The organism is Salipiger mucosus DSM 16094, assembly GCF_000442255.1.
Classification (GTDB): Bacteria; Pseudomonadota; Alphaproteobacteria; order Rhodobacterales; family Rhodobacteraceae; genus Salipiger; species Salipiger mucosus.
In genome coordinates, this window is the sequence record NZ_KE557274.1 from 572,161 (window position 1) to 585,003 (window position 12,843).

Annotated in this window: 11 protein-coding genes; 4 read left to right on the plus strand and 7 right to left on the minus strand. The window is 63.3% G+C overall.

Translation table 11 applies throughout. The features are described 5' to 3' along the window. Positions 1–27: 27 nt before the first annotated feature. A complete protein-coding gene (locus SALMUC_RS08775) occupies positions 28–1,413 on the minus strand; it encodes an IS1182 family transposase (protein ID WP_020038357.1) in 1,386 nt (461 codons plus the stop codon). A gap of 194 nt (positions 1,414–1,607) precedes the next feature. Next, entirely contained in the window at positions 1,608–2,270 is a 663-nt protein-coding gene (locus SALMUC_RS08780; protein ID WP_020043428.1) for a hypothetical protein, read from the minus strand. Positions 2,271–2,488: 218 nt separating this feature from the next. On the opposite strand from SALMUC_RS08780, the gene SALMUC_RS08785 reads away from it, so the two are divergent. Beyond that, positions 2,489–2,728 carry a hypothetical protein gene (locus tag SALMUC_RS08785; protein ID WP_020043430.1) on the plus strand — a complete coding sequence of 80 codons (240 nt, stop codon included), beginning with the start codon at positions 2,489–2,491 and terminating at the stop codon, positions 2,726–2,728. 7 nt (positions 2,729–2,735) lie between these two features. Here SALMUC_RS08785 and SALMUC_RS08790 read toward each other — a convergent pair whose 3' ends face one another. Together SALMUC_RS08790 and SALMUC_RS08795 are read right to left on the minus strand one after the other, a co-directional pair. Further along, entirely contained in the window at positions 2,736–3,119 is a 384-nt protein-coding gene (locus tag SALMUC_RS08790; protein WP_020043431.1) for a hypothetical protein, read from the minus strand. Between the two features lie 130 nt (positions 3,120–3,249). Further along, positions 3,250–3,846: a TetR/AcrR family transcriptional regulator gene (locus SALMUC_RS08795; protein ID WP_020043432.1), complete on the minus strand. Its 597-nt coding sequence runs from the start codon at positions 3,844–3,846 to the stop codon at positions 3,250–3,252. 106 nt (positions 3,847–3,952) lie between these two features. On the opposite strand from SALMUC_RS08795, the gene SALMUC_RS08800 reads away from it, so the two are divergent. The 3 genes from SALMUC_RS08800 to SALMUC_RS08810 all read left to right on the plus strand — a co-directional run bounded on the left by SALMUC_RS08800 (position 3,953) and on the right by SALMUC_RS08810 (position 8,780). Next, positions 3,953–5,107, plus strand: a complete 1,155-nt coding sequence (locus SALMUC_RS08800) for an efflux RND transporter periplasmic adaptor subunit (RefSeq protein WP_037371391.1) — start codon at positions 3,953–3,955, stop codon at positions 5,105–5,107. Between the two features lie 9 nt (positions 5,108–5,116). Continuing rightward, positions 5,117–8,230 carry a multidrug efflux RND transporter permease subunit gene (locus SALMUC_RS08805; RefSeq protein ID WP_020043434.1) on the plus strand — a complete coding sequence of 1,038 codons (3,114 nt, stop codon included), beginning with the start codon at positions 5,117–5,119 and terminating at the stop codon, positions 8,228–8,230. 229 nt (positions 8,231–8,459) lie between these two features. Then, positions 8,460–8,780: a hypothetical protein gene (locus SALMUC_RS08810; protein WP_020043435.1), complete on the plus strand. Its 321-nt coding sequence runs from the start codon at positions 8,460–8,462 to the stop codon at positions 8,778–8,780. 395 nt (positions 8,781–9,175) lie between these two features. Here the strand turns inward: SALMUC_RS08810 and SALMUC_RS08815 are convergent, their stop codons facing one another. From SALMUC_RS08815 to SALMUC_RS08825, 3 genes are all read right to left on the minus strand, one after another. Further along, positions 9,176–9,865 carry a metallophosphoesterase family protein gene (locus SALMUC_RS08815; protein WP_021120119.1) on the minus strand — a complete coding sequence of 230 codons (690 nt, stop codon included), beginning with the start codon at positions 9,863–9,865 and terminating at the stop codon, positions 9,176–9,178. 84 nt (positions 9,866–9,949) lie between these two features. Further along, complete coding sequence (gene dinB / locus SALMUC_RS08820; protein WP_021120120.1) at positions 9,950–11,068, minus strand: DNA polymerase IV; 1,119 nt, start codon at positions 11,066–11,068, stop codon at positions 9,950–9,952. 104 nt (positions 11,069–11,172) lie between these two features. Then, complete coding sequence (locus tag SALMUC_RS08825) at positions 11,173–12,795, minus strand: GMC family oxidoreductase (RefSeq protein ID WP_020043437.1); 1,623 nt, start codon at positions 12,793–12,795, stop codon at positions 11,173–11,175. Positions 12,796–12,843 lie beyond the last annotated feature (48 nt).

The window sequence follows — 12,843 nt, forward strand, 5'->3', positions numbered from 1 at the left end:
CAGAACACGGGGCGTGCGCCTTTCCTGTCAGGCTTTTCGCGGTTGCTGCGGTGCAGGAAGGATCTTGGCCAGTTTGCGGAGGTTTTGGGCGGTTGCGGCAAGAAGGAATTCGTCATTTGCGCCGCGTGGACCACGTAATCGCAGCCTGTTCAGGCCAAGGATCCGTTTGAGGTGGGCAAAGAGCATCTCGACCTTCTTCCTCAGCTTCATCGAGATCACATACTGCTCGGTTTTGGCGATCTCGCGAGCGACCTCCCGGGCATCTTCATGTTCTTCGCGAGTGATCTTGCGGGCATCCGCATTCGGGCAGCACTTCGCTTTTGATGGGCATGCCTGACAGACCTCTTTCAGCGCCCGATAGCGGGCTGTGCCCTTGCCGGTTGGCCCGCGGTTCGGATCGGAATAGTTCCGGCGGAACTGCTTCAGCTCATGCCCCTCGGGGCAGATGTATTGGTCGTTCTCCGCATCCCATTCAAAGTCGACGCGTGTCCAAGTCCCATCGGATCGTCCGGATTTGTCGAAAACGGGGATATGCGGGGCAATCTTGCGCTCGACCAACCAGCCCAGCATCGGCCCGCTGCCATAGGCCGTGTCCGCGATCAGGCGTTCGGGATGGAGGGCGAACTTGGTCTTCACACGCTCCAGCATGGTCTTGGTCGCACCGACCTCGGCCTGCCGAATGGACCTGGTGGCTTCGACATCTACGATTACGCCATGGTCGGTGTCGATCAGGTAGTTGTCAGAATAGCTGAAGAAAGCCGGACCCTTACGTGCGGCCGTCCACTGGCTGGCCGGGTCGGAATGCGACGTGAACTTCGGCTGCACCTCGCTGGCAGCACCGAACGCTGCCTCGTCCAGAGTCTCAAGATACTCGCGAACGGCCCGCGGGGCATCAGCAGGATCGACCTGCGCCGGATCCCACTCCTCCTTCGGAGTCGAGTTCTGCTTGTTGGCATCGGCTTCGATCAGGCTCGCGTCGATGGCCATGCGCTGTCCGCTGACCAGGCCCTCTTCGATGCACCGCGCGACGGTCGTCTCAAACAGGTGGCGGAGCAGTTCGCTCTCGCGGAAACGACCATGGCGGTTCTTCGAGAAGGTGGAATGGTCCGGAACCCGATCGCTGAGGTCCAAGCGGCAAAACCAGCGATACGCCAGGTTCAGATGGACCTCCTCGCAGAGCCGCCGCTCGGACCGGATACCAAAGCAGTATCCGACCAGGAGCATGCGGATCAGCAATTCGGGATCGACGGAGGGGCGCCCTGTGTGACTGTAGAAATCGGCAAGGTAGGCGCGGATGCTGCTGAGATCGACGAACCGATCAATGGATCGAAGCAGATGATCCCGGGGGACGTGATCTTCCAGCGAGAACTCGTAGAACAGCGCTGGCTGCGCCTCCTGCTTGGATCCCATCATCGCCATTCCTCCCGCCCGTTGGCGGAATTGAATCAGCAAGATGCCCCTCGATCAAGCGCGAGTTTTTCAACAAAATAGGCTCGGAGCGGAAGTTCGCTGCGCACCGCATGAACGGCAGCTTCGGGTACTGTCGAGCGCGCCGCGCGCCGATTAGGGGCAAACTCGGGGTCGGTGCCTAACAGAGGCACACCTTGTCATGGTCCCGCCGGCGCCGTCGTCGGGCGTTCGCTTGTCACCTGGGCCGTGTTCTCGAACCGTCCCAGGTACCCTGTCTTCTTGTTGCGGGCATGGCAGACCGTTTCGGGCACGTGCCCGGCGTAGTCGAGATCCGCAGCGTCGAAGACAAGGCAGTGACGAGCGGCATCGACCTCGTAAGTCGCGCCGACGAACCCCTCGGCCGCAAGTTCGTCCTCAATGGCGTCCAGGTCATCGACATCGGTCGCGTCAAAGAAGACGCCGGCGACCCTGGCCTGGAGGACGCGACCGGTCAGACCTTTGCCCGGGAGCTGTGCCTCGCAGGCCTTCGTCACCTGGAGTGCCTTGACTGGGTTGGCGTAGCCGAGCCTGGAGGTTTCGTCTTCGTCAGGTCGGATGTCCGAGGGAGCGAAAGATGGCATCGGCGACAGGTCGGGAACATAGATCGTTGTCCGCGCGTCCGCCGCAGGCTCGCCTTCGTTGAGTTCGAACGAGAGGCGGGGTGCCAGCTCGCGGAAGGCGTCGATGATCACCGCAGCTTCCTTGTCGTCGATGAAGAACGGGTCCTTCAGGGTGAAGGGCAGGGCCCGCGACTCGACGGAGCTGGCCGTGATCGTATCCCAGAGGTGGACCGAGGATTGCCGCTGGCCCGGGAAGACCACCAGCGCATGCCGCTAATCGATCATCCGACCCTTGTGAATCTTGCGCCCGTGTTGCGCGAGATTGAGATCACGAACGCCCAGCGCGTCGTTGAAATTCGGTGTGCTCATGATCGTGATCTGCGCGATCCCGTGCAATTTTCAGGATCGCAGATGTTTGGAAGACTTGCGGAACCACCTGCGAAGACGGCACCCTGTGGCCAGGACGGAAAGGAAGCGGCATGGACTGGAGCGATCCAAAAGCCAGGCTCTCACTGATCGAGGAGGTCGGCCCGGAAAAATTCGGGGCACTCCTGCGTGCGCATGAAGAGGCCTGCGTGGTCGACACGGTGAACGGGTACCGGATCCGGACGACCGAAACCCGTTTCGGTACCCTGTACACGCTGGAGGGAACGAGAGCGGCCTATGCGTCTCTTGCACGGGCTCGCGACGAGGCGATGGTTCTGCCGCACCAGGCGTGACGGTGCCTCACATCCCTGGCGGCTTGGGCAGCTGGCGCGCGTCAGGGCATTCCGGTGATGGATCATCGGGTGTCAGTACCCGCTCAATCGTAATCACCGCCGGATCGAGGATGACCCAGCTGTCTTCCAGCTCGGGAACGAGTTTCCTGAGCTTCGCGTCGCTCATGCGGTCCACCTTGTCACTGCCGATTTCCAGGATCCGTTCCAGGGCCGTGGTGGTGACGCCTTCGTAGCGGTTCAGATAGACGAGGGCGGATGCGCCTGCGCGGCGGGCTCGTTGGTTAGTGCTCTTCCAGGAGCCGGACCGGTCTTTGACACGCTTCACCTCGGGAAGATCGAAACGCTCGCCGTGGACAGTGACCTCGAGAACGCTGCCGCGGCCGGCGCGCATCCTGGCCTGGGCGAGGGAGCCGAGGTGAACGCCTTCCGGCTGATCCCGAAGACCACAGAACTGGAAGGTCTCGAGATCTGTCCAGCGGCTCCGAAAACGGGTGGCAGCGTCATTAGAAGTCAGGCGCCGCCTACTTGGGGTCGAGTGCCTGCACCACGGAGGCGATACTTCTGTTGGCCTGATCGACGATCTGGTCGAGGGCGATGTCGTTTCCTGCAGTCCAGTCCTTGAAAGAAAGCGCGATCGCTTGCGAGACGAGGTGAGAGATTAAGTGCGCCGCGGGTTCCTGTCCGCGCCCCAAGCGCCGCGACAGGAGAGGAGTCAGCTCCCGAGTGAAGTTCGTGATAATGGCACTGAATACTGGCTGAAGGTCGGGCGATTCACCTAAGATCTTGCCGATGTTCCGGATGACGGAGCGGTCAGGCGCCGCATCGGTAGCGACCTGTCTTACCAGGCATTGCAGATCCTGCAGGAGCGGCTTTTCCGAGATCTCGAGCCAGTCGTAGGCATGACCAAACCGTTCGGTTTTCGGCCCGACGATGGCGTCCTGCTTGTTTTTGTAATGGTTGAAGAATGTGCGCCGGCTAATCCCGGCATGCTCAGCGATCATGTCGATGGTTACGGCCTTGTATCCATGGTCCACCGCAAGCTGCAGGGTCGCGCGTTGGATCGCGCGCGCTGTCTTTGTCCGCTTTCTGGAAGTGGCCGGTGTTTTTTGGGCGCCCATCGCGACACTCCATCACGTTTGGTTCAGATTATTGCACAGAGTGCAATTTTGTGGAAGTGAGTTGGCAAAGCCGGGCGCGCTGCACCGGCCCGCACGAGGAATACAAATGACCTTTCGCTTAACGCACCTACTCGCCGTCGTTTTTCTTGCAAGCGCCGCGAATGCCCAGATGCCGCCGTCGACCGTTGGTGTGATAGAACTCGAAACCCAAGCTATTCCGCGCACCATTGTCGAGCCCGGGCGCGCGATTGCTTCGGCCGAGGTGGATATCCGCCCGCGCGTCGAAGGCACCATAATGGAGATTGTCTACCAAGCCGGGCGGCCGGTCGAGGCTGGCGATGTGCTCTTCCAGATTGATCCTTCGACATACGAGGCCGATTTGCGTGCGGCAGAAGCCGACCTCGCCGCGGCACAGGCGTCGGTAGCGGAAGCCGAGGCGGCCCTGCATCGGTCGGAGCAATTGCTCGGGACCGGGACGTCGCAGGCGCAGGTCGATACAGCCCGCAGCACGCTCGAACAGGCAAGGGCGACGCTGCAATCGGCAACCGTGACCCGCGACCTGGCGCGGACGGACCTGGACCGCACGACAGTCACGAGCCCCATCACGGGGGTTGCTGGTTTCGCGACCGTTTCGGTTGGCGATCTGGTCTCGGCCAACCAGGCGGATGCCCTTGCGACCGTCACGCAACTCGACCCGATCGACGTGGAGATCTGGGCCCCCTCGGCACGGATCCTGTCACTGATCGAGGATGTGTCGAGCGACCGGGTGGAGATCGCGGAGTCGATCACGGCAACGCTGACGCTCGAGACGGGCCGCGCCTTCGATGCGGACGGGCAGATGGTCGCGACCGGTCAGAACGTATCCGAGACGACCGGCTCCCGCGCGACCCGCTTCCGCTTCGAGAATCCCCGCCATGTGCTTCTCCCCGGCATGTTCGTTCGGTCGGAAGTCATGCTGGGATCGACGCGGGCGATCCTCGTGCCGCAATCGGCCACCGAGCGCGCGCCAACCGGAGAGCTGACAGCCTGGGTCGTCGTGGACGAAACGGCCGAGCAGCGCAGTCTGCAGGAAATCGGCACGCATGAACACGGCTGGATCGTGACCGATGGCGTCGCGGCCGGAGAGCTTCTGGCCATCGACGGACTGGCGAACCTCACACCTGGCGCCGAGGTCCGGACCGTTCCGGCGATGCTGGACGAGGACGGCGTGGTCCGCGATCTCGAGGGCCCCAACGCGTCCAACGACGCCGAAGCGGAATAACGGTACATCATGGCTCAGTTCTTCATCCACCGGCCCGTCTTCGCATGGGTCATCGCCGTTCTCGTGATGCTCATGGGGGCGATCAGCCTGTGGCGCTTGCCGATCGAGCAGTATCCGCAGATCGCCCCGACGACGATCAACATCAGCGCCAATTACGGCGGCGCCAACGCCGAGGTCGTCGCCAACTCGGTCACCACGGTGATCGAGGATGCGCTGACCGGGATCGAGGGCGTGATCTACATGACCTCGTCATCCTCGGCGGGGAGTGGCAGCGTCGTTCTGACCTTCGAGGACGGTGTCGATCCGGACATCGCGCAGGTGCAGGTGCAGAACGCGATGCAGCGCGTCACGGCACAGCTTCCGTCGATCGTGCAGCAGAACGGCGTTTCCGTGCGGCGCTCGACCAGCTCGACGCTGCTGGTCGCCGCATTGGTCGACCGCGCCGGCAACAGCACCTCGCTGGAGCTGGGTGATCTGGTGACGGGCCGGATCGTGGGCCCGGTGCAGCGCCTCGACGGCGTCGGTTCGGCCCGGCTTTTCGGAACCGGCTACGCCATGCGGATCTGGATGGACCCGTTGCGGATGAACCAGTACGGCGTGACCCCCGCCGACGTGACCGCCGCGATCTCCGATCAGAATTCCAACGTCACGGTGGGCGAACTCGGCAGCGAGCCCATCGCCAAGGGCCAGCAGATCACGGTGGCCCTGTCGGTGCAGTCGCAGCTCAGCACCGCCGAAGAGTTCGAACGCATCCTGCTCAAGACCTCTCGGGACGGATCGACTGTCTTCCTCGGCGACGTCGCCGACATTGCCATCGGGCAGGAATCCTACGGCACCGGCGGGCGCTACAACGGCCAGCCCGCGGCAGGCTTTTCGGTGTCGCTGGCACCGGGCGCGAACGCCGTCGCCACCGCCGATCTCGTCCGCGAGACGCTAGCCACCCTGGGGGCGGCGCTGCCCGAGGGCGTCGAGGTCGTCTACCCCTACGACACCTCGCCCTTCATCGAGGAATCCATCACCCAAGTCTACCACACACTGATCGAAGCGGTGGTCCTCGTCTTCCTCGTGATCTTCGTTTTCCTGCAAAGCTGGCGGGCGACGTTGATCCCCATGGTCGCTGTGCCCGTGGTGCTTCTCGGGACCTTCGGCGTGCTGCTGCTCTTCGGCTACACGATCAACACCCTGACGATGTTCGCGCTGGTTCTCGCCATCGGCCTTCTGGTCGACGACGCCATCGTGGTCGTCGAGAATGTCGAACGGGTTATGGACGAGGAAGGGCTGGGCCCCGTCGCGGCGACCGAAAAGAGCATGAGGGAGATCACCTCGGCGCTGATCGGGATTGTCCTCGTCCTCTGTGCGGTCTTCCTGCCGATGGCCTTCATGACAGGCTCCACCGGGGCGATCTACCGCCAGTTCTCGATCACGATCATCACCGCCATGGTCCTGTCGCTGGGTGTCGCGGTCATCCTGACACCGGCCATGTGCGCAACCTTGCTCAAGCAGAGTATCCGCCGATCCGGCTTTGCGCCGGCGCGCTGGTTCAACACCTCCCTCGAGCGCACCACGTCCGGCTATGGCCGCGCGGTCGGCGATCTGATCCGGCGGCCCTTTGCCATGCTGGTGGTGCTGGCCGCGATCACCGGGGGTGCGCTTTACTTCTACGACCGCCTGCCCAGTTCGTTCATCCCGCAGGAGGATCAGGGCGTCCTGCTCGTCATGGTCTCGACTCCCGACGGGTCCACGACCCCCAAGACCGAAGCGCGCGTCGCAGAGGTCGAGGACTATCTTCTGAATACGCAGGGCGAGGCGGTCGAATCTGTCTTCGGCGTGATGGGCTTCAGCTTCAGCGGCTCGGGGCAAACGGCGGCCATGCTGTTTGTCAAGCTGGCCGACTACGAAGAGCGCAAGGGCACGAGCGCCGCTGATATTTCCGGGCGGATCAACCAGCACTTCTACCTCAACAGTCGGGCGGGCACCGTCTACGCTTTGCAGCCGCCGGCGATCCAGGGCATGGGGGCAGCCTCGGGCTTTTCGATGTACCTCGTTGACCGGGGCGGCCAAGGCGCGGAGCGCACGGCGCAGGCGGCCGACGAGGTCGTGGCGACAGCGCAGCAAGACGGGCGCGTGACCAACCTGCGCGGCAACGACAACCCGATCCAGTCCTCGCTCCGCATCGATATCGACCAGCAGAAGGCGGCCGCCCTCGGCCTGTCCGTCAGTGAGGTCAATGCGATGCTCTCGGTGATCTTCAGCGGGCGCGAGGTGGGCGATTTCCCGATGGCCGACGACCTGCGCCCGGTGATCGTGCAAGGACAGGCCGAGGCCCGCTCGCAGCCCGAGGATATCGGGCGCTGGTATGCCCGCAACGACTCTGGCGAGATGGTCTCGCTCGATGCCTTCACCTCGCTTGTCTGGGACGAGCAGCCTCAATCCATCAACCGCTTCGCTGCCACTCGGGGGATCGAGCTGACCGGCACCGCCGCCGAGGGCGTATCCTCCGGCGACGCGATGCTGCTGATGGAGGAGTTCGTCTCCGACCTCGGCGAAGGTTTCGGCGTCGAATGGACCGGACTGTCGTATCAGGAGCGCCTGTCGGGCAATCAGGCGCCGCTCCTTTACGCGTTGTCCGCGCTCGTCGTCTTCCTCGCCCTCGCCGCGCTCTACGAAAGCTGGGCCCTGCCGCTGGCGGTGATGATGACGGTCCCTGTCGGCATTTTCGGAGCCATCGGCGCGGCGCTGTTCTTCGGCCAGCTGAACGACGTGTACTTCAAGGTCGGACTTCTGACGACGATCGGCCTGGCCGCAAGGAACGCGATCCTGATCGTGGAATTCGCCGAGGAGCAGCGGCGCGAAGGCAAGGGCCTCGTGGAGGCTGCGATCACTTCCTGCCGGATGCGCCTTCGTCCGATCCTGATGACGACGCTAGCGTTCATGTTCGGCGTGCTGCCCCTGGCGATCGCTTCGGGAGCTGGCGCCGCCGCACAGCAGTCGATCGGCATCGGCGTTCTAGGCGGCATGACCGCCGCGGCGTTCATCGGGATATTCCTGGTGCCGGTCTTTTACGTGGCTATTCTCGGCAGCGTTGGACGCGTTCGGCAGGCAAGGCTGCGGGTTGAGGCGTAGGCGGCGCCTGATGGTAAAGGTGACGTTGGGACGAGCGCCGACACCCAGTCCGCGCCGCGCCGTGGTCATGGCCGCGGAATGGGTGTCGGCAAAGCGATTAATTCCTCTCCATCACATAGACTTGCTATCGACTGGGAAAGAAACCGTCTTCTAAACGACGTTAATCCGGACGCAGGGTCAAATTCACATGTGAGCGGCACATACTGCCAGTGCTCGGGTGGATACGAACATGCACGACAAGGAACATCGCAGACTGACACGGCAGATCGATGCGCTCGGTCGAAAGATGCCGATCCTGAAACGGCCGTCACAGGCGTTGATGCGCCGGGGCTGGGGAGCCGTGCGTCTGCCGTTCTCTGCCTTGATGATCGTCGGCGGGCTGTTGTCGTTCCTTCCGGTTCTCGGGATCTGGATGCTGCCCTTGGGCTTGCTGTTCCTGGCCTTCGATGTGCCGATCCTGCGCAAGCCCATGTCCGGAAGCTTCATTCGAGCGCGCAGGTGGGGCGGGCAACGCATCCGGGCGTTCAAGCGGCGGCGCCTGCGGAAGTGACTTGTTCCTTGTCGGGGACCGTGGAGGCGCATAGCTGAGGAGGGCGCCGCTCGACACGGCCGCGGCTTGGCGAGGGCGACATGAGCGAAGGGCAGCGCTATCTCTGGATCCTGTGCCGGTGCGGGAACCAAAGCACCGTGCCATGGTCGATGGAGAACACGACATTGCGCACCGAGATTCTGCCTCGGGCAAGATGCTCCAGATGCGGATAGGTTGGTGCAGAGGACATGCGGGTTTTCTGGAATGTCCACGGCGCCCCCATGGAGGGTGCTCAAACCGAGGAAGAATACCGCGCTCTTGGAGGTCTGCCAGCTGATACAAAGTGGCAGAAGATCTAGTGGACCTGCTCGAGGTGTGTGCCGACGCAACATCGGCGCACTTGGAGGCTCAAGCCGTCACTGACCTGAAATCCGCACATAGATCCCAGACCTTCGCGAGGCCCACGCCCTGGACGCGGATTCCACCGGCGATCTCGCCCGTGTAGGTTCGGTGATGATGTCCGTGGACGACCAGGCGCGCCTGCATATCTGCTGCCAGGCGGTCCAGGAACTCGACCCGAAATCATGGTTCGAAGGCGCCTCGTGAGTCACGAGGACATCCACCTGGTGCTGCCGGAGATCCTCGACGGTCCACGGCATGATCGTCGTCAGGTGTTTTCGGGGCAGGGTGCCTTTCCATCTCTCCTGCCGCGGCGTCCTCGCGATGAGCTCTTCCTCGGTGTCGAACCGGGCCTCGCCATCTCCACGCCAGAGTTTTCCGCGAATGACACCTCCGAGACCGCCGATCCGAATGCCGTCGATTTCGATGACTCGGCCGTCGATGCGGTGGGCATCGTACTCCTCCACGAGTTCCCAAAGACTGTCGCAGGAGTTGTCGTGGTTGCCGGTGATGAAGTGCAGGCCGATGCCACGCTCCAGGACTGCATCGAAGGCACGGCGGGCCTTTTCCGTGCCGTTCGGGTCCAGTTTCCCCTCGGCAAGATCGCCCAGGACGATCACGGCGCGCGGCTGCGTTTTCAGCGCTTCGAACAGCGGGTCCCAGCGGCCGTGCGGGTCTCCATAGAAGATGATTTGTTCATTATTCATGGTGTGTTGTCAAGGATACTTCATGTTGCCAGGTAAGGCAACCTCGGGCAATCGGGGAGGGTGCCTATCCGGCTTCGGATGAGGTCACCTGGCATCCAGAAGATCGAAAAACGACGGCTGAGCCGCGGACACGGTGTCGTCCTCCAGTGACGACAAGCTCACTCCCAGGAGACGGATCGGCTTCTCGAAGGGATGCACTTCGCCAAGGATCGAGGCGGCGATCCGTGAGACATCCGGGGCATCACGGACTGACGTGCTCAGCGTGCGTTGCCGCGTGATCTGCTCGAAGTCCACGTACTTCACCTTCACGGTGACCGTCCGTCCGACGACGCCTTTTTCACGGGCGCGGGTTTCGACCTTCTGCGCGATGTTGCCGAGCTCGTGGACGGCAGGCTCGAGATCCGTCAGGTCGGTCTCGAAGGTCTCTTCGGCGCCGACGGACTTGCGTTCGCGATGGGGTTGCACCGGGCGGTCGTCGATGCCACGCGAGATGGCGTGGTAGTGCTCGGCCGAGGAGCCGAAGTGCTCGAGCAGGAACGTGATATCACGGTTCCTGAGATCGGCACCGGTCTCGATCCCAAGTCCATGCATCTTCTCCTCGGTGACCGGCCCGATCCCGTGGAAACGGCCGACGGGCAGGGCGGCCACGAAGTCCAGCGCGCGCGATGGGCGGATGACCGTGAGGCCATCGGGCTTGTCCTGGTCGGACGCGAGCTTAGCGAGAAACTTGTTGAAGCTGACGCCGGCGGACGCAGTCAGCTCGGTTTCGGCTCGGATTGCCGCACGGATTTCCGTGGCGATGTCGGTGGCCGTTGCGCCAGCATCGCACGCCTCGGTGACGTCCAGGTAGGCCTCGTCGAGAGAGAGTGGTTCGATGAGGTCCGTGTAGCGAAGGAAGATCTCGTGAATTTGCGCGGAGACGGCCCGGTACACATCGAACCTCGGGGCCACGAACACAAGGTCCGGGCACGCCCGGGCGGCGCTCGTGGAGGGCATGGCCGACTTCACGCCGAATGTCCGGGCCTCGTAGCTGGCGGCTGCCACGACGCCACGCGCCTTCGCACGGCCCACGGCCACCGGGACGCCGCGCAACTCGGGGCGATCTCGCTGTTCGACCGAAGCGAAGAAGGCATCCATGTCGATGTGGATGATCCGTCTGCGCGTCGTGGGCTGCGGTGCGGTGGGTGTGGGAGCGGGTGTCATGCGTTGGTCTGGTTGGGCGTCCAGAATACCTAGGGTCAGTTGCGCCCATGTGAATGCATCCCGTCGCCGATATCATGGGCGACGGGCCCCGATCCCCCGCTTCGTCAATTGTCCGCGGCGCTGGCGGCAATGGTATCCACGGCGCGCAGAGACAGGGCTGCGATGGTGAGCGTTGGGTTCGCCGTGGCCGATGTTGGAAAGGTGCCCGAGCCCAGCAGGAACAAGTTGCGGTGATCGAAGCTGCGCAGGTCGCCATCGACCACTGCGTTTGCCGCGTCAGAGCCCATGCGCACCGTGCCGATGATATGGCCGGCGCCCTTGGCGTCCGGGGCATGGTTGATGTCGGTGGCACCCAGGGCGGCGAAGATCTCGGCATGGGCGTCTTGGGCGGCCTGCAGCCCGGCGCGCGTATAGTCGGAATAGGCATAATGGATGCGGGGCAGGGGCATGCCGTTGGCGTCGCGCTTGTCGGGGTCCAGCGTCACCCGGTTTTCCGGGTCCGGCGATTGCTCGACCAATGAGGTCAGGCGGATCTGGCGCGAGGTCGCATCCTTGATTGCGGCGTCTAGCTCGGTCCCGCGTAATCCGGTCTTCGCCAGCGTGGCAGCGGTCGAGAGGGGCGCACCGGTGGGCCAGTTGTGGCCGTCGTTGCCGATCTCGATCCGAAAGGCCGCGCGGTCCTTTCGAAATGCGCCGTCGCGTAGGCTTTCGATTCCCGAGGTGGAGAGCGGGCCCCGGAAGGGCCAGACCGGATCTGGTGCCATGGCCCAGCTAAGCTTGGAGGGATGGTCCATCAGGTTGCGCCCGACCTGGTCGGAACTGTTGGAGATGCCGGCCTCGGCCCCCTCCTGGGCGGAGTTGAGCAACAGCCGCGGGGTCTCGATGCCATGGGCCGCGAGGACGACGACCTTGCCGGTGGCGGTGCCGGTGCTGCCATCGGCGCGGCGGAAATCGACCGAGGAGATCTTGCCGTCAGGCCCGAGGTTGAGGCGCGTGGCGGTGGTCTGATCGTGAACGGTCGCGCCGTTGGCTTCGGCCTGGGCGACGTGCACGGTGGCATCGTATTTGGCCTGGATCGGGCAGATCGGGATGCACGATCCGTTGCCGCAACATTCTGGCCGCTCCGCATGAAACTCCGAGTTGCGTCCCTGCGGGGTTGAGCGCACTTTGTATTTTGTGCCCTCCAGCGCATTGAACATCTGCTTATCCGAATAGGTCATCGGAATCCCCGGCATCGGGAAGTCGCCCGACCGGGGCGATCCCAGATCCTCTGTGCTGTCCCCGGCGACGCCGATTTCCTGTTCGGCGGCCAGGTAGAAAGGCTCAAGCGCATCATAGTCAAAGGGCCAGTCCACCGCATGGCCGTAGGTCGACTTCAAGTTGAAATCGGTGGGCAGGTTGCGAAGGGTCGTTCCCAGCCAGTGCCAGGTCGTGCCGCCGACCACTTTCACATAGGTGGATTTGAAATTCTCTGGGCCGGCCTGCTGATAATACTCCTCGATCTTGTGGCTTAGCGGATGCGGGGCGGTATCGTCGTTCGGATAGGGCGATTCCGGCACCTTGATTTTGGCTTTCCAGAATCTATCGACGGCATCGAAGCGGTCGATCTTCTTTCCGCTTTCCAGAAATGCGACCGTCAGGCCCTTTTGCGCCAGTTTGGCGCCGGCCAGGGCGCCAGCGACCCCGGTGCCGATGATGAGAATGTCTGCGGTGATATCAGAAGCCATGGCAAGCCGTCCTTGCTGGAAGAGGGTGGGAGATGGGGCGCCGATCAG